Below are 22412 nucleotides of genomic sequence, written 5' to 3' on the forward strand. Positions count from 1 at the left end.
GGCCCCGCCTGTGGCGGGTCGTATTCTGGAGCAGCGATGAATAACAATAAAAAGATCCTGAGCGGTTCTGTCGTGTTGGGAAATGGCTTGCTGACGTCGATGATGTTTGCCTCTGCGAGCCAGGCCGCCGGTTTTATCGACGATGCTCACGGGACTTTCCAGGCCAGCAATTTTTACTACAGTCGAGACTTTCGCGACGGCGCAGGACAGTCGAAACGAGAAGAGTGGGCACAGGGTTTCATGCTCGATCTGCGCTCCGGATATACCCAAGGCACCGTCGGTTTCGGTCTGGATGCACTGGGCATGCTGGGGGTTCGCCTGGACTCCAGTCCTGACCGGACAGGCTCCGGATTATTACCCGTCCATGATGACGGCAGGGCGGCTGGCGAATACAGCAAGCTGGGACTGACCGGGAAAATGAAGGTGTCGAGGTCCGAGCTGAAGGTCGGAACCTTGCAATTCAAAATGCCATTGTTGGTGGGCAACACCGGACGCATCTTGCCGCAGACTTTTCAGGGTGGGGTCATCGACTCCAAAGAGCTGGATCATTTCACCTTTACCGCAGGCTCGATCAACCGTGCCGTGGCACGGGATTCCACCGATAACGATGCGCTGACATTGACCAACCGCAATCGCCGTTTCGTCGCAACGCCGCAAGCCGATCACTTCCGTTTTGGCGGGGTGGATTATGCGTTCAGCCCGACGCTTAATCTGACGTACCAAGCGGCAGAACTGGAAGATATCTACCGGCAGCACTATCTGGGACTGGTGCACACCTTGCCGTTGGGGCCGGGAAAACTGAAAACCGATTTGCGTTACTTCATCAGTGACAAGAGTGGCGCAGCCAATGCGGGTGATATCGACAACCGATCCTTTAACGGCATTCTTACCTACAGTCTGCAAGGTCACGCGTTCGGTGTGTCCTACCAGAGTCTGACCGGTCGCACGGCGATGCCCTATGTAGGAGGGGCGGATGTGTACACCAGTCACTTCGCCCTGGTCGGCGATTTTGTCGAGCGCAACGAACGGACCTGGCAACTGCGTTATGACTTCGATTTCGCTACCGTCGGCCTTCCTGGGCTGACAGTGATGACCCGTTACATTGCTGGCAATGACGCAGACGTTTTGACCCATAACGGCAATGGCAGCGAGTGGGAGCGCAATAGCGAAATTGGCTATAGCGTCCAGAGCGGCGTACTAAAAAATGTCGGCGTCCGCTGGCGTAACAGTACTTACCGTTCCAACTTTACCCGGGGAGTCGATGAGAACCGGCTGATCATCAGCTACAGCCTGCCGTTGTTCTAGGAGCTGGATGAGTACACCGGTTCTTGCCGGGTTAAGGCAACTGATTCAAAGGGCAGTTGTTCCTACAACGTTCGAACTCAATCAATGCGAACTTTCACCTGTTGCTCAAGCCAGGGGAGAGTACTTCTACGTGCGCAAAAAAGAGGAAAAGGCATGAGTCGTGATGTGTATATCTGCGACGCCATTCGCACCCCTATCGGGCGTTTCGGTGGCAGTCTGGCGACGGTGCGGGCCGACGATCTGGCAGCGGTCACGCTAAAGGCGCTGGTCGCGCGAAACCCCAGGGTGGATTGGCTGCAACTCGATGAAGTGTTTCTCGGCTGCGCCAATCAGGCCGGCGAAGACAACCGCAACGTCGCGCGTATGGCGCTGTTGCTGGCGGGTCTGCCTGAGAGTGTGCCGGGGGTGACGATCAATCGCTTGTGTGCCTCGGGCATGGACGCGGTAGGCACGGCGTTCCGGGCGATTGCCAGTGGCGAAATGGAATTGGCCGTGGCGGGTGGCGTCGAGTCGATGTCACGGGCACCCTATGTTATGGGCAAGTCCGACAGTGCGTTTGGTCGCGGCCAGGCCATCGAAGACACCACCATTGGCTGGCGCTTCATCAACCCCTTGATGCAGGCGCAATATGGCGTAGACGCCATGCCGCAAACAGCAGACAACGTGGCCAATGAACAGCAGGTTTCTCGGGCTGACCAGGACGCGTTCGCCTGGCGCAGCCAGCAGCGCGCCATGCGTGCCCAGGACCTGGGGTTTTTCGCCGAGGAAATTGTCCCGGTACTGATCAGGGGCAAAAAGGGCGACCTAGTGGTGGATCAGGACGAACACCCTCGCCCGCAAACAACTCTGGAGGCACTGGCTCGGCTCAAGCCGGTCAATGGCGGTGATAACACGGTCACCGCGGGCAACGCTTCCGGGGTCAACGACGGCGCAGTGGCGCTCATCCTGGCCTCAGCCGTCGCGGTGCAACGACACGGGCTGACGCCGCGGGCCAAAGTCCTGGGCATGGCCAGTGCCGGCGTTGCCCCGCGAATCATGGGCATGGGACCGGTTCCGGCGGTGCGCCAGTTGCTGCAGCGCCTGGGCTTGGTCATCACCGATTTCGACACCATCGAGCTCAATGAGGCCTTCGCCAGCCAGAGCTTGGCGGTGCTCCGCCAACTCGGGCTGGCGGATGACGACATTCGGGTCAATCCCAACGGCGGTGCGATCGCCTTAGGTCATCCCCTCGGTGCATCGGGTGCGCGCCTGGTGATGACGGCGGTGCATCAACTGGAAAAGTGCACCGGGCATAAAGCTCTGGCAACGATGTGTGTCGGAGTAGGACAGGGAGTGGCGTTGGTGCTGGAGCGCGTTTAAGGTCGAATCCTCCCCTAACATCATGTATTTGGACATTACTGAGGCAGCGTAGAAATAACGGCTCACCGAGTCGACGAAATACTGCGTGGAGCGATTGGTCTGTTGCTTGAGCGTGTGTTGCTCGATCATCAATCTTTCGGGAACGAAGACGGCCCAAGGAATTTCTTGGACCGCTTTGTAGGGAGGACTGCCTCAGCGAATAGCCGCCTTGAGCAGGTCTTCCAGGCCAATGCGGCGGAACATCTCGGCCCGCACCCGGTCGGCCATGGCGTTGACGATTTCGGCACCGTCCTGGGACGGGTCGATATGACACCGGAACGGGCGGGTGCCGAAAGGCATGCCGACGATCTCGACGATGGCGTTGGCTACCTCACCGACATCGGCACCGGCCGGTTCCAGGGCTGCCAGCCCTTTGAGTGCCTGATCCGGCACGCCGGCGTAAGGGCCTTCGTTGTATTCGGCGGCGCGGGCCTGGTCGGCGGGCGAGCCGGAATGCACGAAGTGGTTGGTGCCCTTGGTGAACGCGCCCGGCACGATGATCGAGGTTTCCACGCCCCAGCGCGCCAACTCACTGGCATAGGACACCGCCAGCGAATCCATTGCCGCCTTGGCGGCAAAGTAGGGTGCCAGGTACGGCGGAGTGCCGCCGCGTGCGCTACTGGATGACACCCACAGCACCAGTCCTTTTCCCTGTTTGCGCAACTGCGGCAGTGCGGCGCGGTTGACCCGCTGGGTGCTCAATACGTTGATGTCGTAGAGCTGGGCGAACTGCTCGGGCGTAAAGGCCTCGGCGGGGCCGAAGGACATGTGCCCGGCGTTATGGATAATCACGTCCAGACGACCGCAATCCTCGATAATCTTCGCGACACCAGCCTCGACCGATTCGCTCGACGCGACGTCCAGTTCGACGCTGCGCAGGTCGACCTGATGTCGGTCGGCGTAGTGTTGCACTTGCGCCACCTGTGGCGCGTTGCGGCCCAGAGTTTCGCGCATGCTGGCGTAGACGGTGTGGCCGGCGTCGGCAAGGGCTCGGGCAGTGAGTGCGCCGAAACCACTAGAAGCACCGGTAATCAGAATGACGGATTTCATGAGATTAACCTCTGTAAGGGTGGGTTTCAGGCACGACGGGGAAGACGTTGTTGCACGGCGTGGGACAACCAGCCGGCGAAGGAGCCGAGAGTCCCGGCACCGCCCAGTTCAGCGAAGCTTCCCAAGGAAGGTTCCAGGTGCGCGGCGAAGTAGGCGATCAGGCCGAGGAAGTAGGCGACGATGTTGTTCATCACCGACAAGGCCCGCAGCGACACCACGATCATCGCCACCACAAACACCACGACCGGCAAGGCAAACATTCCAAGACTTGGGGTCAGCACACCGATGCTTAGCACCGCGCCCATACCGAACACGATGCCCATCAGCACACAGCCGAGGTTCACCAGGCCGTCACGCAGGGTTAGGCCGCGGCTGAAGAACGCCACCCAGCCGACAAACATCGCCCAGATCGGCAAGGTCAGCAGCAGGCTGGAGCCTGCTGCCAGTGCGGCGCTGGCAGCCGCCACCGCGGTGAACAGCGTGAACATCAGTTTCGATTGCCCGGTGCGGGCGGGGGTGTTGGCTGGATGGCTCATGATCAGATCTCCTTCAATCATGCTGCTTGGGGGGAAGCGGCTCAGACGAGGCCGCCGTTGACGCGCAGGATTTGCCCGTTGACCCAGGCCGAATCCGGGCCGACCAGGAAGGACACAACGCGGGAGATGTCTTCTGGCTGAGCCAGGCGTTCCAGCGGCGCCATCTTGGCGAAGGTCTGGATTTGTTCTTCGCTCTTGCCGTGCAGGAACAGGTCGGTGGCCACGGGACCAGGTGCCACGGCGTTGACGGTGATGTTGCGACCGCGCATTTCCTTGGCGAACACCTGGGTCAGGGACTCCACCGCCGCTTTGCTGGCGATGTACACCGCATAACCCGGCAGGTTCATGCCGACGGTGCTGCTGGAGAAGTTGATGATCCGGCCACCGCTGTTCAGGCGAGTGGCGGCTTCGCGCAGGGTGTTGAAGGTGCCGCGAGCGTGGATGTTGAAGTTCTGGTCGAACAGTTCATCACTGTGTTGCGCCAGTGGCAGCACCTTGAGAATGCCGGCGTTGTTCACCAGCACGTCGACCTTGCCCAGTTGCGCTTCGGTCTCATCGAACAGCCGGCGCACGTCCTCAGCGCTCGACACATCCGCCTTGATCGCTATGGCCTGGCGGCCGGCCTGATGCAGTTCAGCAACCAGCGCCGAGGCTTCGGTGGCGCTGTTGGCGTAGTTGACGGCGACGGCGAAACCCTGGTTGGCCAGTTGTTTGGCGATCACGGCGCCGATGCCGCGAGAGGCGCCGGTTACGATGGCAACTTTTGAGGTTTGAGTAGTCATGGCGGTGATTCCTTTTGAGTCGTGAGTTGTTGCTCGGTGTGAAGCCAGATTCACATGTTTACTCAATGCGATAAATGCGCGAAAGTTGCCTTGACTGTTCAATAATCGCCAACAATCGACCGCCAGGAAACCCGCGTGGATCAAGTCAAAGCGATGAAGGTTTTCGTGCGGATCTACGAGCGCAGCAGCTTCACGTTGGCTGCCGACGACCTGAACCTGCCGCGGGCGACGCTGACTCACACTCTGAATCAGTTCGAAGCCTGGCTCGGCACACGTTTATTGGAGCGAAGCACTCGCAAAGTGCGTCCTACGCTGGATGGCGAGGCGTACTACCAGCGTTGCGTGCAATTGCTGGCAGAGTTGGAAGAAGCCGAACTGGCATTTCGCGGCGTGGCGCCGAAAGGGCGGTTACGTGTCGATCTGCACGGCACGTTGGCCAAGCACTTCGTGATCCCGGCATTGCCGCAGTTTATGGCGCGCTACCCGGATATTGAGTTGTCCATCAGCGAGGCCGACCGCTTTGTCGACCTGATTGCCGAGGGCGTCGACTGCGTGCTGCGCGCCGGCATGCTAGGCGACTCCGCACTGATCGGCCGTCGCGTCGCCAACCTGCGCCAGATCACCTGCGCCAGTCCGGCTTACCTGCGCAAATATGGCGAGCCGAAGCATCTCGACGACCTGAAACATCATCGCGCGGTGAACTACGTCTCGCGCACCACTGCCAAGTTGTTTCCATTCGAATTCATGCTCGATGGCGAACTGAAGGAAGTCGCCATCAACGGCGCCGTCTCGGTCTTTGGCGCCGAGATCTATGCCGCGTCGGCCATTGCCGGACTTGGCCTGATCCAGTGCCCGCACTACCGAATGGAAGCGCAAATCGCCCAAGGACTGGTGAAGGAAATCCTCACCGACACACCGCCACCGCCCATGCCGGTGTCGGTGCTGTACCCGCATAACCGTCACATGTCGCCACGGGTTCGGGTGTTTGTGGACTGGTTGGGGGATGTATTCGCCAAAGCATCATGAGGTCAAGGCTGGAGCGCCAGAAGCGTAAACAAACTCGCCCCTACCGTGCTCTGCAATCGTGAAGGAACACCTCTGCATGGAGTTGTCATTCTCCGCATATCAACAGGTAACGCCACTTGTCCTGATTTTTACTGTGTATTCGGCGTGTCTATGAATCGCCCACGTTGCTTTAGGCAGCTTTGCACAGTGATTTGGTTTTGAGATCAACCCCTAAGCAAAAGCGCTCAGTGATGTACAGATCGGTCAGGGCAAACGGTCCCGACGGCACCCATTGCTCATGGATCACATAACCACGCTGGCGGATGATCACCCGCGAGCGGCCATTGGCGATGCCGCGAATCACCGGCGCAAACTCACGGGCCTGGTCCGGCAACATGTCCAGGTCCGAGGCGATGCCCAGCCCGCGATAGGGGATAGCATCGAACAGGTCGCCTTCGGTGGTGGCGTCGCCCAGCGTCGCAATCGCCATCATGTTGCCCATGTCGCGCTGAGCATAGGTTTCCAACGACTCCCAGCGCCCGGTGTTGCCCGTGCCTTTCTGCCAGGTGGAAAAGTTGCGTAGGCGCCAGGCACCGGCATTCACGCCGCTGCGCAAGCTGCCGAACTGATCCTGGCGTCGGCCTGTATCGGACTCCGCCGTACTGCCAGAAAACGCATAGTTGGTGAACGCCACCTGTTCGCCTTCGCTCCACTGCCGGCGCCGCACTTCAAACGCAATGCTGCCCAGGTAAGCCTGAGGAATTTCGATCGCCAGCACCTGGCGGTTAAAGTCGTAGTCGTAGCACACCCCAACCAACCCCTGGTCGAACGCCAGGCAAGTGGTATCGGCATCGGTGCGGTTTTTCAGGGCGCTGTCGGCCACCCCTTGGGCGCGGAAAAACTCGGCATCCAGGCACGGGAAAAGACCGGTGGCGGAACGGTCTGCCGTGCTGGTAGCGCGAATAAAGCGCACATCTTGTTGCTCGACGAAACGCTGGTTGACCGACACATCCACCCGGTAAATCCCCGGTAACTGGCCTTCGCTCATGGCGCTGACCTGTTGTTTCACTGCAGCCGAACTCTGCCCGCCGCCGATCTCCAGGAACGACGCGTCGAACTGGTAGCCGGCCTGTGCGGGTGCCAGGTGCAAGGCCACGGCAGCAGCAAGCGGGCAGCCGAAGGCCTTCACGGCGCGACAGCGTGTGAGTGGGCGTGAACGGGACATGGGTGTTCCTGGACGGGAGCTCTTGGGGTAGCTCTTGGGTATCAGTTAATGCGGATGGTCGGCGCCGTCACGGTGCTGCCGTAGTCATCGATGTAGCTCAGCAGCACTTCATCGCCGGCCTTGACTTGGATCGGCAGTTCCTGCTGTTGCCCGGGATGGAGCACATCCGGTGCCTGGGTGATCGGATGGCCGTTGAGCTTCAGCTCACTGACCACAACGTGATATTTGGAGGCGTTGTCGAACGTCAGTGCGCCCGCGCTGGCCTTCCAGCTCACCTGCGCTACCGCGTCCTTGAGTGAACCTTTCAGGCCGGCCGGGCGGTAGAACAGCTTGATGGTGGTTTTCAGGGCGATCTGCAGCACATTCTTGCCGCGTTGTTCATCGCTCATGGCCGGGATGGCCTTGACGTTCATCAGGAATAGGCTTTCCCGATTCTGAGGTACGTCGGCGCCGCCGGCAAAGATCACGCGCAGGATGTTTTCGTGGTTGGCATCGAGCCTGAACAGCGGCGGTGTGACGATAAAGTTATCGACGCTTTCGTCGTTGGCGCTACCGAAGCGGCTGACCCAGGACTGCACCAGGTACGGCGAGTCGTCTTCGCGATTGCTAATGGTGAGGTTGGCTTCATTCGAGGCACCGTCGTAGATCAGCCGCGTGGCGCCAACGGTGACGGCGGCGTTCGCTGCCCCGCTATGCCAGAGCGGCAACAGGGCGAGAAAAAAACAAAGTTTCAAACGCATGATGGGGAACCTTTGAAGTCCGTGGGCCAGCGCTACAGCGCCAGGCCCACGGTATTGACGAGCAATTACTTGTAGGTGACGTCGAAGCTGGCCAGGGCGTAGACCTGACCGGTACCGATACCGGATGCAGTCACTTCACCTTCTTCATTCTTGGTGTCGGCGATGGTACGAACGTAGGCGGCGGTGAAGTCAAAGGTGTTGGACTGCGGACGCAGGTCGTAGTCGGCGGTCGGCGAGTTCAGTGGCAGCTTGTTGCCGGTGCGGGCGTCGGCGATCTGAATGGCGATACCACGCACCTGGTTTTCACCGGTCAGGCCCAGCAGGCTCGAGTCGGTACCGTCTTGCTGGCCGCTGAAGGTGATCGCGACGTTCTTGCGGGTCGCGGTGCTGCAGTTGTCCAGGCTGATGGAGAACGCTTTCGCCTTGGCGGCGGCACCAACGGTTGGCCCGAAGTCGGAGATTTGTACCGGGTCAAGGGTGACGGACTTGTTCACGTCACCGGTGGTGATGGTGCAAGCGTTGTCGGTCACTGATCCGGTGAATTCGATCTGCCCGTCCGCAGCCTGTGCAGCGGTGCTGGCCAGCAGCCAGGAAGCGCCGCAGGCGAGAGTGTATTTGCTCAATTTATTCAGCATTGCAATGCCCCTTTTGAGAGATTGATGGTTGTGTGCCTATCCCGTGGGTAAGCCAATCAATGGTGCATTGCTGCCTTTGAGAGGCACATGAGACGGATCTTAAAAAGGGCGACTAGGCTTTTTATCTACACATTTATTTTCTATTTTTTATGGCGGCCACCCCTTGCGAATGAGGTTTTTCAGGTCTTGACTCCCCAATGCCTTGAGATTTTTTGCAGATTTTCCAACAACTCAGCGGGCGAAAGAGTCCGGCTTCTTTCGGCCTCGTAGTCAGCAGGAATCAATGGGGTGATGACGACCAGTTCCGTAGGATCGCCCTCGACCGGTAAAGCCCGCCAAGGCTGGCGCTTTCTGGCCCAGCCGAACATCTGGGTGAGGTCGGCGAAGAAACTGATGGCTTGCTCGTCAGGCCGACAGAGCCTTCTCGCGTACCGGTAGTTCTACTTGGCTATACCCGGATCGAATAGCCATTGGGAGCCGCGCAGGCCGCAGAGTCCTTCTGCTTTCTGAGGAGTGCGTGTATAGGCGTCAAAGCTATCCACAAAAGGCGTGGGTATATCTGTGGATAATGACCCAGGTACTGCGGAATACAGGGCTCGCAATGTGCGGGTCATTAATTGAGCAGGTTTTGTGTGCAGCTGACGTTGGCGAGCAGGCCTAGGGGCGCAAAGTCGCTATCGCTCGGCTTGGATCTGCAGTTTTACGTCACGCCTGCACTCGTCAGCCAATCAGGCCTCAATACCTAATGCCGTAAGTGGATCAAGACCAGCAGACTAGATCCCACCCGGCCCTTCCATACTTACCTTGCGCCACCCGCTGCGCACCTCCAAGGCTTCGGCCTCAGTGGATTGCCTGTCCGGTGGCCGGCTAGTGTTGGTCGTGGAGTTGGAGGGCCGGGTCGTGGAGTTCATGCAACTCTCTTCCTGCGAAATGTTCGGTGTGACCGATCTTGATATCGGGGAATAGCTGATGTACGAGAAAGTCTCACTCGGATAAGGTTCAGCCGTTCGCCCCTCCAGCTGTTTCAGAGAATCGCTGAGTGGCCGCAGCTGGCGGGGTGGACACTATCGCCACGGCCCTTCGTAGATAATCCATTTCATGTAGAGCGGCGCTGCTATTGAGATGATCATGTGGCTACCCCTACGACAGAGGTGATGATGGCGCCCAAGCCGCCGACGGTGATTGCTTTCAGGAGCATGGCGTCACCTCAAGTCGAGCCCACCAGTAAACTGGGCCGTCGTCAGTGTCATTTATGGATAAGCCAAAGCAGCCTTCATCCTCAGATTTTTTGGCTTTCAGTAGTTGCAACCAGGGTTGCCGGATTCGCTGTAGCGATTCGCGATTGTGTCGTCGGCGAATGCAAGGCTGACCATTCCTACGGTCAGGCCCTGATCGGCGATCCTCTGCTTGCTTTTGCTCCGTTGCATTCCTCCAATTCAGGGAACTCTGGGTGCCAGAACATGCCGTACTCATCGCGAACGACCTTGGCTGGATCAATACGATTTCTTCGGGCATGACTTCGTCCTTGCCGCGATAGCGGCTGGCTTTTAGGGGGGAGGGAGTTATTTACCGACGGTCAGGCCACCGGGAATTACTGTCCCGAGCAGCACTCCACCTATTGAGGAATGCAACAATTCTCGATGGCGGTGATTGCTGTTCGAGATTATTTCAATCTGTCTCGGGAGAAGTCCCATGAATCGACGGAAAGAGATTTTGGAAAAAGCGTTAGCGTTTCATCATGAATACAAAGACGCGACATCAGACATACAGGCAATGATGCGTGATAACAGGGCTGTCGGTCCCTTGTGGGATGTTGCCGTAGCGCGACAGATAGCAGCCCTTGATGCATGGATGGAATTGCCCCTTGAGTATGAAGATCTCAGCGCAGAAGACTAAATCCTCGTAACTGGAATCGGGCGCCCAAACCTAGTCAAACCCAGACGGTGTGTCCGGTATGCTGGAAGGAGGCGGGAATGAGCTACAAAACCAGAGTCGTCTTCACCGTTAAAGAGGTGGACGACGTCGACCCCTTTCTGATGATGGAGTTTCATGACGACATACCGGGGCTCCCGGTAGATCCGCCAGTTTTCAGTCTAATGGTGGGCGCAACCAAGGAAGAGGCAGAATTAGTTGCAACCTTTCTGAACGCCAAAATTTTGTATTATCGCCCCTTCCCATTGGTTCCAAAGAATGAGTAGGTTCCGCCATCCGGTCCAAGCTGGGCTGGCATAGCAATGGATGAGAGCGGGTCAGGTGGTCTGATTGGCCGCCTGTGAATGGTGGTCTCATGGCGGAGAGCGATCATGGCCACCGGCGGGACATGGTGAAACACGTCCATCTGCGCCGCGCCGTCGAGCCAGGCCATACGGGCGATGACAAAAATAGGTATGACTTCGTCGTTGCCGCCATAGCGGCTGAAAGTTGTACGAGAAATTGGAACCCGTACAGCTGTTTCTACCAGTTGTCCGATACCGTTTCGACGAGGTTGGACTTCGTTTGCAGAGGTCTAGTTTTGGACACTACTGACCATCACAGGGAATGGGCAGGAGGGATCTATGAGACTTCGAGGCAACATATTCTGGGAGTGGTCAGACCCCGAGCTCCATTGCAGAACACATGATGAAACTCTTAATGATGGGAGTCACATCGACGTACAAGTCAGGCTTTCGCGCACCGGCGAAACGCAAATGTTCATCGGAATTTATGCCCCCGATGGCATGGCTTTGCATAAAGTGGCGGTTGACTCACACCCTGGCGAATCGATGACCAGAGTTTTGGCTTGGGGTGTCGGTCGAGCTCAGCAGTTGGCTACTGCTGGTGGTCCGGGTATTCGTAAATCAGCGTCCTCGAAATAGCGGTCAACCTTGAAGGGTGCAGGAGCGGTAAGTGGCGCGAATAGAACGGTTCGAAAAATTTGGCTTGGAACTCAATCTCCAGCAACCGGCTGTCTGCCCGTTCGCAATGAGATACGGAGTACTCTCACACTGATGTCATGTGGTGCGGGAACGATCCCGCACCACTTACCAAACTATAAGTGTGACGTCATGCCTTCGATTGATGATTTTCGCTTCACCGCCCACCATCTTTTGCTCGATCTCGATGCAACTACCAATCACCTTATGATGCTAGTCGTTTCAAGCGAGGTTTCGGGGAGCCGATGGGATGAAGCGGTGTCCCGACACAAGAATGCATATGCTGCTTGGGCTTCCATCGTAACCGGCGTTCAAACGGATCCGATGCCTGCTCTAGATGGTCGACCGGCCGATGGAAATACACCCTCGGCGGACTAACGATCAATGCAGGTTCTTTCGTCGATCGAGGGCCATGCGTTACGAAGCAATGTAGGTGTATATGCCAGCGTTCCGTCGAGGATCGCGTCTTTGATAGCCTCGAACTCCCATGTGTAATACCGGGATTCGACATCTACGCGTATTGCGCCGTACGTTGTGCAGCATTCGCAGACTGATATCGGCGATCACGTACAACGTGCCCCTTGATCGTCATGGTGACCAGTCCCAGGCGATCTTTGGTGGTGATCGTCGGTGCTGGTTCGCTGGTGCCGCTCACGTTCTCGGTACCGTAATAGCTGATCAGAAATGCCGCGACCTGCAGTGCACCAGCTTCAACCTCTGGTGAAAGCTGAAATTCAACCAGCGAGCTTTTGCTGGCGCCACCGGCGGTGATGGTTGGCAGGGGCTCGTCCATTGCTGGGCCAACGCTGGCACCAAACTGGCGCTTCATGAAAGCAGTGCCTCGTCCGTGGTGAGTGCCGCCAGCGCTGATGGTGCATCAAAAAGGATGCAGCAGCGTTCGATCCATGTCGACGAAATTATTACATCCAAAACACGTGTAGGCATTGATGCGGTTTTGATCCAGGTTACCGGAAATCGTTGACCTACCTGAATACTCGGTAATCGATGGTCTTATGCGTGTCTTCATAGACCGCCTATGGGTCAGCTGAAGTCAGCAGCTTGGGTCAAAACCACATCAGCACCAACAGCCGGCTGCGATAGTGGCGGTTTTTCGTTCATTGATTCGCTGCTCCCTTGATGGCCAAAACGCTGCAAGGCACCTGATACAGAACATACTCCGTTGTACTGCCAACCAGCTTGTCCACCCCTTTGTGATGGGTATTTCCCATTACGAAGACATCCGCTCGAGTATGAGTCGCAAAGTCGACCATCGCTTTGGTTGGCGGCCCTGCAATGAAGTGTTGTCGCTCAGCTGACACGTCGTAGCGTCCAGCCAAGGCAACGAAGCACTTTTCAAGAGACCGGCGCACGTCGTTGCTGAAGCCTGGCATCGTCACGGCGCCAGCACCTGCATCAGAGAAATGTGTGTGTGTCAGTTCATAGGCATACAGCATGTGCAACTCAGCATCACATTGCGCCGCCAGTTCGTTCGCCGCCTGAATGACGCTGTCGTTGATTCCGCTGATCTGACCCTCTGGATGCGATGGATCAACCGCCGCCACAATCACCCGAGGAAGCGGACACCTGACTTCGCTGACCAGATGTATGGGGGGCGGACATTCGCGCAACAACTGCCAATCCAAAGGCGTGGCGAATACGCGTTTGAGCGCTGATTCATGATGTACGTCCTTGATAATCAGGTCCGGCTGCATTTCAGCCACATGCTTAAGGATCTCTTGCAGCGGGTCTCGGGTCAAAGCAACTTCGGTGGTCACATTGATGCCCTTTCTGCGCATGAGTTCGGCCTCATCAGTCAACCACTGCAGGTTCTCCTGCCGGCAACTCTCACGAAGTTGTTCACTGTTGCTCATTAACCGCATTAGGTCGAAGTCTTCGATGAACACCGCGATATGCAGCGCTGCTCCTGTGGCATCGGCAAGTGCGATTGCCCGCTCCATCGCCGGCGAGTGACGCATGGTTGGACCTGCTATCAGAAAGAGTCGTTGATACTGCCTCATGTGGCACCTCCAAACGTTCTGGGTTATCCGCTAGCGCCCCCAGCACTCTCGCTTGTCCCACCATTGGCGATCTCTTACCGCCTCAACTACCTGGATCGACACTATCAATATACGCCAGCATTACCGGCTTACAGTTTCCAGACCTTTCGAAGGCTGTAGCAGATCGTTTCATCGAGATCGAGTAGGAGGCGGGAAGAACTGGCGCGCGCCATGCTCCTCGCCTGGGCCACGCACCAGAAGTCATGCAACTGCCGGTAGTTGAACATTTGCATCAATACTTCGTTAGCAACGAACAATTCGGGAAAAATAAACGATTTTTATTGATACAACCTGCCCGTTAGCATGACCTCTTCCAGCCCCTTGCTGCTTCATACGGAGGTCATGCAGATGGCGATCCAATGCCGCGGTTTCGAGCTAACCCAGGGTTTGCACGAATACTTCAGTAAGCGTCTGGACTACACCTTAAGTCATGGCCCCGCCCGCATTGGACGGGTGATCGTGCGGCGCTACATGAGCATCGGCCAACCTTGGATAATGAAATGACCGCCATAAGCGTCGGCCAACCCTGGATGTGGGCCGCCTTCATTGGCTTCGTCCTTGCCATGCTGGCGCTGGATCTGTTCGTCTTCGGCGGGCGCAAGGCGCATCGTGTTTTGGTCCGCGAAGCGCTGGCCTGGGTCATTGCCTGGATCAGCTTGGCGTTGGTCTTCGCCGCCCTGCTCTGGTGGCATCTGCACAGCATGTTCGGTGCCGAAGTGGCCCAGCGTAAAACGCTCGAATTTATCACGGGCTATCTGATCGAGCAGTCGCTGTCGATCGACAACATGTTCGTTTTCGTGATGATCTTCGGCTACTTCGCCGTGCCGCCAGAGTTGCAGCGCCGTGTCCTGCTCTATGGCGTGCTCGGCGCCATGGTCATGCGTGCCGGTATGATTTTCGCCGGTGTCTGGCTGGTGCAGGAGTTCGCCTGGCTGCTCTATGTCTTTGGCGCCTTCCTCGTCATCACAGGCATCAAAATGCTGATCTTCGCCGAGCAGCAGCCTGACCTAGAAAAAACCCCCTTGCTGCGCTGGCTGCGTTGCCATCTGCGCATCACCGACGGTTTTCACGGCGAGCGCTTCTTCGTGCGCCAGAACGGCCTGCGCTGGGCCACGCCGATGTTCCTGGTGCTGGTACTGATCGAGGCCAGTGACCTGGTGTTCGCGGTTGACAGCATCCCGGCCATCTTCGCCGTCACCACCGACCCCTTCATCGTGTTCACCTCCAACATTTTTGCCATCATGGGCCTGCGCGCACTGTATTTTCTGCTTGCCGACATGGCCGACCGCTTCCACTTGCTGAAATATGGTCTGGCCATCGTACTGGTGTTCATCGGCTGCAAGATGTTGGTCGCGCCGTGGTGGCACATGCCGATCCAATGGTCGCTGGCCACGGTCGGCGGCATCATCTTGATTTCGGTCCTGTTGAGCCTGACTTTGACGAAGAGCAAAACACGGGGTAGGGGAGAACAATAATGAATCAGAGATGTTGGCGCTGATGCGGTTTTGACCCAGGCTACCGGAAATCAATGACCTATCCGAATACTTGATAATCGATGGTCTTATGCGTGTCTTCACAGACCGCCTAAGGGGAAGCTGAAGTCAGCAGCTTGGGTTAAAACCGCACCAGCACCAACAGTCTACGAAACTAGGTGCGATTCACTCACCTGCCCCATGCACCTTATTAAACTGGCCTCAGAGCCCGACAAAGTCGGTGATCCAGTTCCATTACAGTAAAGGTCAATATCTCCAGAAAACAGGAGTTACGAGTACCAACACCGTCAGGATTTCCAGCCTTCCTAGAAGCATTCCCACGGTCAGTAGCCATTTGGCGGCATCCGGTAATGTTGAGAAATTACCTGCCGGCCCAATGATCGTGCCGAGCCCTGGCCCGACGTTACACACCGCAGTAGCGGCGCCGCTCAATGCTGTTGTCCAATCAAGTCCAATGAGAGCCAGGCCCAAGGCGATGACAGCAATGGTGACGGTGAAGAAAAACGAGAAGGTCAACAGCGAGCGCACGATCTCCTCGTCGATGGGATGACCGTTGTACTTCTTCTGAATCACGGCTCGAGGATGGATCAACTGCTTCAAACTACTGACCAGTAGGGCGGCAGCCACCTGAAAACGGAAGATTTTAAGACCACCTGCCGTTGAGCCTGAACATCCACCAACAAAAGTCAGATAGAAAAAAAGCAAGACAGCGAAGCTGCCCCATAACGTATAGTCGCCAACCGCAATACCGGTGGTCGTGACGACCGAGGTCACATTGACTGCCACGATACGAAACGCATCCCACCATCCGTAATCGCTGTGAAAACACAACCAAGTACCCACAGCCAGCGATGTGACGAGCAAGAACCCAAGAAATCCGCGTACCTGGTGATCCTTGATCAGCGCACGCCGATTGCCCCGCAATGTCGCAACGTACAAGGTAAAGGGCAGGCTGCCCAGAATCATGATGACCACGGCGACCCAGTGAATCACTGGCTGCGCCCAATGCCCAAGTGAGGCGTCCGAAGTGGAGAATCCTCCAGTAGAGATCAACGACATTGCGTGGTTGATCGCTTCAAAAGGTGTCATCCCAGCGATCCAAAGCGCCAGGGCTCCGAAGCCAGTAAGTCCCAGATAGAGCAGCAGGATGTACTTAGCTGCCACATGGGAACGCGGCGTCACTTTCTCTGACCAATCTGAGGACTCCGTCTGGAACAGGCGCATGCCGCCTACGCGCAGCAGTGGAAGGATCGCCACAGCCATGCCGATAAAGCCGATGCCTCCCAACCAATGCAGCATGGAGCGCCAGATCAACAAGCCGGGAGATGCGGTATCCAAACCGGTGAGTACCGTTGACCCCGTCGTTGTGATGCCAGACATCGTTTCAAAGAACGCGTCGGTGTAGCTGATATCGCTGATGAACACCATTGGCAACGCGGCGAAGGTGCACACAACTACCCAGCTTGCGGTAGTCAGCAGGTACATATCCCTGGGACGAAGCTGGCCAGTATCCGGGCGCCCCCGCACGATCAACAGGAGGCCACAGATGAAGGTAATCAAACTCGACCAGAGAAAGGCCGACAGATCGTCGCTACGCTCATAGGCCACCAGTGTGATCATGGGAATTGCCATGCTTATGGCCAGCGTGATCAGAAAAATGCCTAAGATGAAACCGATAAGCCGCATTGCTGCGAGGGACATAAAAGTAGCCTGCCAAATTAGCACCGCGCAGTATCGGATGCTCAACCTCAAAGCCCCGTAAATTTTACGTAAAATTTCTACGGGCAATTAGTCAGTCTGCGTACGTCCAAGGGTTTTCATTGAGTAACAGAGTCACAGAGGAGCAACAGTACTCAATGCGTGCCATCATAGTGATGGCTTTTAATAATGCATTAACGGAGACGACGATGAGGCTAGAGCACGAAGTCAGCCAGGTAAAAAGGCTGCGTCAGATTCTTAATCTATGCCCGATCGGCCGCCTTCACTGTGACGGTAGTCGGTATATGTGTGCTGGCGGGCTGGCTGCTTGATGTGCCCATGCTAAGAACAGTGCTTCCTGGCTGGACTGCGATGATGGTCAATACCGCCAGTACGTTCACTGTCCTCGGAGTGGGACTGTGGTGTGCTACGTTCAGAGCGTCTCTGGCCGGAAGCTTGATCATGCGGTTTTGCGCAGTATTGGCAATACTGGTTGGTGGTTTGACCCTCATTGAATATGTCCTGTCGGTTGATCTAACGCTTGATTTGCTACTTCCTTTCGAGCTTCAACGCAGCCAACCCGTTACTTTTCCAGGGCGAATGGCTCCCGCTACGGCCCTGTGCCTTCTGCTTTCTGGCTTTGGCCTGATGTTTGAGGGCAGGCCGTCACTGCCGCAATATTTTGCGTCTTCAACACTATTTATAAGCCTGATAGCACTTGCTGGTTATTTGTTCGATGTCAGCGCTCTCTACTCGGTCGGCCTGTATAGCTCAATGGCCATCCATACGGCTATTGCGCTGATTCTGTTCAATACCGGACTGCTGGCTATCCAACAGCGCTCGGAATTCGTCGAGTTGCTGACAAGCGATACTGCGGGTGGCGAGGTAGCGAGGTAGCGAGGTAGCGAGAAGCTTACTGGCTAGTATCCCAGTGGTAATTCTCAGCATCGGAGGCGCGCTACTGGCCGGAGAAAAGCTGGGCTACTACGACGATCGGTTCAGCTTAGCGTGGATGGCGACTTTGAGCATCGCCACGCTTGTTGCGGTAATACTGAGAACTGCTAGGCATCTCCAGCAGATCGATAGGTCGAGAGGGAATGCCGAGGCGGAACTGGCAGCCCTGAATGCGGCACTTGAATTGCGGGTGGTTGAGCGAACCAGTGAGCTAGAAACGGTGAACAGAACGCTGATGGGGGAAATATCGCAGCGACAAAAGGTCGAAGATGAGGTGCGCCGACTGTCGCTGACGGATGAACTGACTGGCTTGCACAATCGCCGTAGTTTTTTTCTTTTGGCTGACCAGCTAATGCGCTCAGCTCGTCGTAATGATCAATTCTGCTTGCTGTTTTTTATTGATCTCGACGGTCTGAAAAAACTTAATGATGTTCACGGCCATGAGGCGGGCGACTTGGCGATCATCGCTGCTGCGCAGGTGCTCACAGCCGCGTTTAGGCAAAGCGATGTTGTGGCTCGGATCGGCGGTGATGAGTTCGTTGTTCTGGCTGTCGACGCGGGGGAGCCGTCGGATGCCCTCTCTGCTCGTGTGCAAGCACTGGTCGATGAATTCAATGGCAGTGAACGCTGTCGTTATCCCATTGGGTTAAGCACTGGCGCTGCTGGGTGTTCGCCAAAGGAGCTTAAGCCTCTGGGTGAGCTACTTGCTTGTGCCGATGCTTCTATGTATGTAAACAAGCAGAGTCGTCGTCAGCAAAACGCAAAATGGGTTCAAGCCTGCGTTTGAGTGCTGACTCCGAGCAGGCGCATTCGACTGTGGATTCAACCGGTCGCATATCAGACTGTGGTTAAACTAGCTCTGCGACAAGTTCATGTGCGGGGGAGCTTTCGTGACGGCGGCCAATTGCCATGTGGTGTGGCCATACATCTCTTTTTGTACATTCACCATCAATAGCGACGAGTACGCCTTACGTGGCCGCGTCGGAACATAGCGAACTTAAATCCTCCAGCCGTGGTGGCCAAGGGTTTAGATCTGATCAGAGGGGACTCACTACTGGAGAAATTCGTCATGCTGATCCGGCAATGCTCGTCAAACGGTTCAATCGGGTAGCCAGGGTTCAGTGGCTTTAAGAACAGTCTCCCGCCATCGCTGACGAGCTTTTTGAACGTTGCCTCATTGCTCTCTGGCAGTTTGGCGATCACAAGTTTTCCAGGCGCGGCCTTTGCTTCTGTGTCCACCAGGATCAGCGTGCCTTCAGTGATGCTATGCCCGGCTGGGGATGTCATCGAGTCGCCTTTGACCTCCAGCCAAAACGCCGCACCCTCTGAGTCGTACTCGGAAAACTCATATCGATCTGAGAAGCCGGCCGGGTAGGGCGCCACTGCTTCGGCCCATGCGCCAGCGGCGACCCAACTGATCACCGGGTAGCGGTAGGACTCAGCTTGCTGGCGCACATCGCCGACATTCGAATCGGACTTCGCTGTGGCGGTCATTGGACCAATATTCTCAGACAGCCAGATTGCGCTTACGCCGCACGCATGCGCGATTTTCGGTAGATGCGCGCTTTGAAGGTTCTTTCCAGTCTCCAACTGCGAAATCACTGGCTGCTCGACCCCTGCCTTTAGAGCGAGAGCCTTTTGCGTCAGCTTGGCGTGAATTCGTGCGGATTTGATTCTTTCAGCGAGTGTGCTCATCCGCTGGAATTTATAAGTTTCCTTATTGGCCTGCAAATAAGGGTACTTCTATATTGGGTATAAGCAGGCTTATCGTCAGGGGCTCATATGAATCCATCGAAAGGCTCGTCGACTACTTCCGCGGGCAGACCAAAACAACTCTGGCTCTCGGCGTATCTCAGGCTGCGGTTTCGTACTGGGTGCCTTCTAGGTTGGAAAGCCTACTTCGTGCTGTCGCAAACGCCGACGGTCTGGCGCCACCAAGCCATTTCAGGTTTTGAGCGTTGTCCAATGCCTGGAAACGCTTCTTCCTCCTGATGAGCCCAACCGAACTGCCACTATCATTTCTAAAGACCTGATCAGCTATCTCAGTGGTTTGTCTGCGGGTGAGTTGGGCTTGCCCTTACTCGCGTCGGTAAAGGAAAAACTCCAGCTTGGATATGGGGGGGCTGGACTTTCCAGAAGTCACCAATGATTGGCAGCATGATCCGGCGCTGTGTGCCCATCTGATCGCAGCAGCCAACAGTGCTGGTTATCTTGGGTACTGCCAACCGTGCACGAATTTGGACGGCGCTCTTACACGGTTAGGAGGGCTTGCCAGTGTGAATTTGGCGATTAGCCAGGCCTTACGACAGACTAATACTCAACTTAACGCCATACTAATGACTTTCGTCCAGGCTCATTTAGATGATGCTGAGCGTTTAGCTGAAAGGTTTGTTCTCTTGGCACAACAATGCGGTTTGGATCCCGCGCCACTACAAAGTGCGGCCCTGTTGCACCGTATGGACGAACTCTGTGTGCTGTACCAAACTCAGAAATGGGAGAACCAGGGGAATACCGTAAACGAAGAAGTGCTCCTGCATGCTGTCCGTGATTTCGCAGCCCCTTTTGCAGTTCGCTTGAAAGCGCGCTGGGGACTGCCTATGGCACTGCGTGAATTGATAGGTGCTATCTACTCCTTGCCTCCCATGCAGGTGCGCCGCGAACAAGTGGTCATCCGCCTTGCCGCAGCCATGAACAATGGCGAACCCGAAGCAGACCTTGAAAGACTTCAACGGTTAGCGGGCCTGGCTTGAACATATTCGGGACTTGCAGGTCGGGCATCCCACCGAAGAAAAGCTGGTCTAGGATTGCTTGTTATTAATGCAAGGGATTTGCAAGGAGCAATGGAATGCGCGACAAGACGTTTGGCCTCAAACCAGTCCTCCTGATAGTCGATGATCAGGTCACTGACCTAAGAGTTCTGAGCATCGCAGTGCGAGATTTAGCCGAGGTCTATGTCGCCAAAAGTGGTCAGGAGGCGCTAGAGATTGCTCGTCAATGCAGGCCCGATGTAGTTTTGCTCGACATAGAAATGCCAGGAATGAACGGCTTCGAGGTCTGCCGGGCGCTGAAATCCGATCCGGAGCTTTTGGACGCAGCGGTCATTTTTGTAAGCTCTCATACGCATACAGACAATGAACTTCGCGCTCTTGAGTGCGGCGGAGTGGACTTTATTCAAAAGCCGCTGAATATTCCAGTTGCCAGAGCTCATATCAAGGCTCATATCGCCTTGCGAAATGAGGCCAAGAGGCTCGCCAATCACGATGCATTAACTGGACTACCCAACCGAATACTGTTGCAGGATCGTACCGAGCAGGCTTTACAAAAGGCCCGTCGAAACCATAGCCGTGTGGCGATGCTACTGCTTGATCTGGACAACTTCAAAGTAATCAACGATTCGATGGGCCACTCTGTCGGCGACTTGGTGTTACAAGAGGTTGCATTGCGATTATCGCGATCTTTGCGCGTAGTGGATACCGTTAGCAGGCAAGGAGGAGACGAGTTCATCCTCCTCCTGCCAGAGGTGATAGGTTTCGACGCCGTGGGCGACTTCGCTGAAAGGGTACTCGCAACAATCTCCAGTCCATTTTCAATCCAGGCGAACCGATACGACCTTTCCGCAAGCATCGGTATTAGTGTGTTCCCTGAGGATAGCGACGATCTGGAGTCACTTTACCGGCATGCCGACTCGGCCATGTACCAGGCGAAACTTTCAGGTCGCAATCGCTATTGTTTTTTTTCTCTGCTTATCGAGAGCAGCATGCGTGCCAGGCACCTGCTTGAGCGCCATATGCGCTCTGCTTTGGAAGATGGCGTTTTTGAGGTCTTTTACCAGGCGAAGGTCGATGCCCGGCAGAACCAGATTATTGGGATAGAGGCGCTGATCCGGTGGCGCAATCATGACGGTATTTTGGTTTCGCCTGCCGATTTCATTCCACTGGCGGAAGAAACAGGGCTGATCATTCCGATTGGCAAATACGTTCTGCTCCAGGCCTGTAACGATGCGCGAGTGCTTCGTGAACTGGGTCATGATATTTCCATTAGCGTGAACATCTCCGTCGTGCAATTTCGCGAGGAGTCCTTCCTGGACATGGTGAAAGGCGTCTTGGTCGAATCTGGACTAGAAGCAGAATCCCTGGAGTTGGAGATTACCGAAGGGGTGCTGGCAAGAGATATTGATAACGCCCGAGAAACCCTTTTTCATCTCAAGGCGTTAGGGGTTCGCATTTCTATCGACGATTTTGGCACAGGTTATTCGAGCTTGGCTTATCTCAAGCGGTTTCCAATTGATGTTCTGAAAATAGATCAGGGCTTTGTACGAGATATGCTCACCGATAAAAGCGATTCGGCGATCATTGAAGCGATCATAAAGTTAGGCCAGGCGCTAGGCCTTGAGTTGGTGGCCGAAGGCGTAGAGACTCAGGAACAAGCCAATGCGCTTCTGAGGCAAGGCTGCCAGATCATGCAAGGTTATCTTTATTGCCATCCTATCCCCTTCGTTCAAATATGCTCATTTTTATCCTCGGGGCTCAAGGTTAATGTGATGCATACGAACTAAGTTGCAGACGTCCCCCAACAGGGTTCGAACTTTAATCTTGAAGGCTTCAAGGCCTTCTGCGATGGGA

At 56.0% G+C, this 22412-nt stretch carries 23 protein-coding genes and 3 pseudogenes; 13 read left to right on the forward strand and 13 right to left on the reverse strand.

Annotated elements, in window-relative coordinates; translation table 11 throughout:
* The first annotated feature begins 36 nt into the window (after positions 1 to 36).
* Both PMI32_RS08760 and pcaF read left to right on the forward strand, forming a co-directional pair.
* Positions 37 to 1305: an OprD family porin gene (locus tag PMI32_RS08760; RefSeq protein WP_008031942.1), complete on the forward strand. Its 1269-nt coding sequence runs from the start codon at positions 37 to 39 to the stop codon at positions 1303 to 1305.
* A 153-nt stretch (positions 1306 to 1458) separates the two neighbouring features.
* Positions 1459 to 2664, forward strand: coding sequence for a 3-oxoadipyl-CoA thiolase (gene pcaF, locus PMI32_RS08755; protein WP_008031944.1), 1206 nt, complete (start codon positions 1459 to 1461; stop codon positions 2662 to 2664).
* A 192-nt stretch (positions 2665 to 2856) separates the two neighbouring features.
* Here pcaF and PMI32_RS08750 read toward each other — a convergent pair whose 3' ends face one another.
* The 3 genes from PMI32_RS08750 to PMI32_RS08740 are packed head-to-tail and all read right to left on the reverse strand — an operon-like array spanning position 2857 to position 5071.
* A complete protein-coding gene (locus PMI32_RS08750; RefSeq protein WP_008031946.1) occupies positions 2857 to 3753 on the reverse strand; it encodes an SDR family oxidoreductase in 897 nt (298 codons plus the stop codon).
* 26 nt (positions 3754 to 3779) lie between these two features.
* The gene (locus tag PMI32_RS08745; RefSeq protein WP_008031948.1) at positions 3780 to 4289 is read right to left on the reverse strand and encodes a DUF1097 domain-containing protein; all 510 of its coding nucleotides are present in this window, start codon (positions 4287 to 4289) and stop codon (positions 3780 to 3782) included.
* A gap of 41 nt (positions 4290 to 4330) precedes the next feature.
* The gene (locus tag PMI32_RS08740; protein ID WP_008031949.1) at positions 4331 to 5071 is read right to left on the reverse strand and encodes an SDR family oxidoreductase; all 741 of its coding nucleotides are present in this window, start codon (positions 5069 to 5071) and stop codon (positions 4331 to 4333) included.
* A gap of 135 nt (positions 5072 to 5206) precedes the next feature.
* Here PMI32_RS08740 and PMI32_RS08735 point away from each other — a divergent pair, with 135 nt between their 5' ends.
* Entirely contained in the window at positions 5207 to 6097 is an 891-nt protein-coding gene (locus PMI32_RS08735; protein ID WP_008031952.1) for a LysR family transcriptional regulator, read from the forward strand.
* Positions 6098 to 6266: 169 nt separating this feature from the next.
* On the opposite strand, the gene PMI32_RS08730 is transcribed toward PMI32_RS08735, so the two are convergent.
* The 5 genes and pseudogenes from PMI32_RS08730 to PMI32_RS30900 all read right to left on the reverse strand — a co-directional run bounded on the left by PMI32_RS08730 (position 6267) and on the right by PMI32_RS30900 (position 10103).
* Positions 6267 to 7301: a fimbria/pilus outer membrane usher protein gene (locus PMI32_RS08730; protein ID WP_008031954.1), complete on the reverse strand. Its 1035-nt coding sequence runs from the start codon at positions 7299 to 7301 to the stop codon at positions 6267 to 6269.
* 41 nt (positions 7302 to 7342) lie between these two features.
* On the reverse strand, positions 7343 to 8041 hold the full coding sequence (locus PMI32_RS08725) for a fimbrial biogenesis chaperone (RefSeq protein ID WP_008031956.1): 699 nt from the start codon (positions 8039 to 8041) through the stop codon (positions 7343 to 7345).
* A gap of 65 nt (positions 8042 to 8106) precedes the next feature.
* The gene (locus tag PMI32_RS08720) at positions 8107 to 8676 is read right to left on the reverse strand and encodes a fimbrial protein (protein ID WP_008031957.1); all 570 of its coding nucleotides are present in this window, start codon (positions 8674 to 8676) and stop codon (positions 8107 to 8109) included.
* A 221-nt stretch (positions 8677 to 8897) separates the two neighbouring features.
* Positions 8898 to 9077, reverse strand: a pseudogene (locus PMI32_RS30705) (site-specific integrase); the annotation flags it as partial.
* Between the two features lie 894 nt (positions 9078 to 9971).
* Positions 9972 to 10103, reverse strand: coding sequence for a hypothetical protein (locus PMI32_RS30900; protein ID WP_274517651.1), 132 nt, complete (start codon positions 10101 to 10103; stop codon positions 9972 to 9974).
* A 265-nt stretch (positions 10104 to 10368) separates the two neighbouring features.
* Between PMI32_RS30900 and PMI32_RS08715 the strand changes: the two genes are divergently transcribed.
* From PMI32_RS08715 to PMI32_RS30710, 3 genes are all read left to right on the forward strand, one after another.
* Positions 10369 to 10572: a hypothetical protein gene (locus tag PMI32_RS08715; RefSeq protein WP_008031961.1), complete on the forward strand. Its 204-nt coding sequence runs from the start codon at positions 10369 to 10371 to the stop codon at positions 10570 to 10572.
* A 77-nt stretch (positions 10573 to 10649) separates the two neighbouring features.
* Positions 10650 to 10874: a hypothetical protein gene (locus PMI32_RS08710; RefSeq protein WP_008031962.1), complete on the forward strand. Its 225-nt coding sequence runs from the start codon at positions 10650 to 10652 to the stop codon at positions 10872 to 10874.
* 357 nt (positions 10875 to 11231) lie between these two features.
* Positions 11232 to 11531 carry a hypothetical protein gene (locus PMI32_RS30710; protein WP_081501783.1) on the forward strand — a complete coding sequence of 100 codons (300 nt, stop codon included), beginning with the start codon at positions 11232 to 11234 and terminating at the stop codon, positions 11529 to 11531.
* 474 nt (positions 11532 to 12005) lie between these two features.
* On the opposite strand, the pseudogene PMI32_RS08705 reads toward PMI32_RS30710, so the two are convergent.
* The 3 genes and pseudogenes from PMI32_RS08705 to PMI32_RS30330 form a co-directional block, all read right to left on the reverse strand.
* Positions 12006 to 12462, reverse strand: a pseudogene (locus tag PMI32_RS08705) (hypothetical protein); the annotation flags it as partial.
* 241 nt (positions 12463 to 12703) lie between these two features.
* Positions 12704 to 13606, reverse strand: a complete 903-nt coding sequence (locus tag PMI32_RS08700; protein WP_008031964.1) for a universal stress protein — start codon at positions 13604 to 13606, stop codon at positions 12704 to 12706.
* Between the two features lie 128 nt (positions 13607 to 13734).
* Positions 13735 to 13878 carry a hypothetical protein gene (locus tag PMI32_RS30330; RefSeq protein ID WP_157214374.1) on the reverse strand — a complete coding sequence of 48 codons (144 nt, stop codon included), beginning with the start codon at positions 13876 to 13878 and terminating at the stop codon, positions 13735 to 13737.
* A 115-nt stretch (positions 13879 to 13993) separates the two neighbouring features.
* On the opposite strand from PMI32_RS30330, the gene PMI32_RS0129005 reads away from it, so the two are divergent.
* Together PMI32_RS0129005 and PMI32_RS08695 are read left to right on the forward strand one after the other, a co-directional pair.
* A complete protein-coding gene (locus PMI32_RS0129005; RefSeq protein WP_008031966.1) occupies positions 13994 to 14149 on the forward strand; it encodes a hypothetical protein in 156 nt (51 codons plus the stop codon).
* Complete coding sequence (locus tag PMI32_RS08695) at positions 14146 to 15120, forward strand: TerC family protein (RefSeq protein WP_008031970.1); 975 nt, start codon at positions 14146 to 14148, stop codon at positions 15118 to 15120. The genes PMI32_RS0129005 and PMI32_RS08695 overlap by 4 nt, the downstream gene beginning before the upstream one ends.
* A gap of 264 nt (positions 15121 to 15384) precedes the next feature.
* On the opposite strand, the gene PMI32_RS08690 is transcribed toward PMI32_RS08695, so the two are convergent.
* On the reverse strand, positions 15385 to 16839 hold the full coding sequence (locus PMI32_RS08690; protein ID WP_008031973.1) for a TrkH family potassium uptake protein: 1455 nt from the start codon (positions 16837 to 16839) through the stop codon (positions 15385 to 15387).
* A 369-nt stretch (positions 16840 to 17208) separates the two neighbouring features.
* On the opposite strand from PMI32_RS08690, the gene PMI32_RS0129010 reads away from it, so the two are divergent.
* Positions 17209 to 17733: a hypothetical protein gene (locus PMI32_RS0129010; RefSeq protein WP_157214375.1), complete on the forward strand. Its 525-nt coding sequence runs from the start codon at positions 17209 to 17211 to the stop codon at positions 17731 to 17733.
* A 34-nt stretch (positions 17734 to 17767) separates the two neighbouring features.
* Positions 17768 to 18577, forward strand: coding sequence for a GGDEF domain-containing protein (locus tag PMI32_RS08685; protein WP_050550365.1), 810 nt, complete (start codon positions 17768 to 17770; stop codon positions 18575 to 18577).
* A gap of 161 nt (positions 18578 to 18738) precedes the next feature.
* On the opposite strand, the gene PMI32_RS0129015 is transcribed toward PMI32_RS08685, so the two are convergent.
* Entirely contained in the window at positions 18739 to 19485 is a 747-nt protein-coding gene (locus PMI32_RS0129015) for a LexA family protein (RefSeq protein WP_081501785.1), read from the reverse strand.
* A 95-nt stretch (positions 19486 to 19580) separates the two neighbouring features.
* Between PMI32_RS0129015 and PMI32_RS30715 the strand changes: the two are divergent.
* The 3 genes and pseudogenes from PMI32_RS30715 to PMI32_RS08680 all read left to right on the forward strand — a co-directional run.
* Positions 19581 to 19667: pseudogene (locus PMI32_RS30715) on the forward strand (transcriptional regulator); the annotation flags it as partial.
* Between the two features lie 237 nt (positions 19668 to 19904).
* Positions 19905 to 20540, forward strand: a complete 636-nt coding sequence (locus PMI32_RS0129020) for an HDOD domain-containing protein (RefSeq protein ID WP_050550366.1) — start codon at positions 19905 to 19907, stop codon at positions 20538 to 20540.
* A 95-nt stretch (positions 20541 to 20635) separates the two neighbouring features.
* Positions 20636 to 22345: a two-component system response regulator gene (locus PMI32_RS08680; protein WP_008031984.1), complete on the forward strand. Its 1710-nt coding sequence runs from the start codon at positions 20636 to 20638 to the stop codon at positions 22343 to 22345.
* The last annotated feature ends 67 nt before the right edge of the window (positions 22346 to 22412 follow it).

The organism is Pseudomonas sp. GM60 (genome assembly GCF_000282415.1).
GTDB classification, from domain to species: Bacteria; Pseudomonadota; Gammaproteobacteria; order Pseudomonadales; family Pseudomonadaceae; genus Aquipseudomonas; species Aquipseudomonas migulae.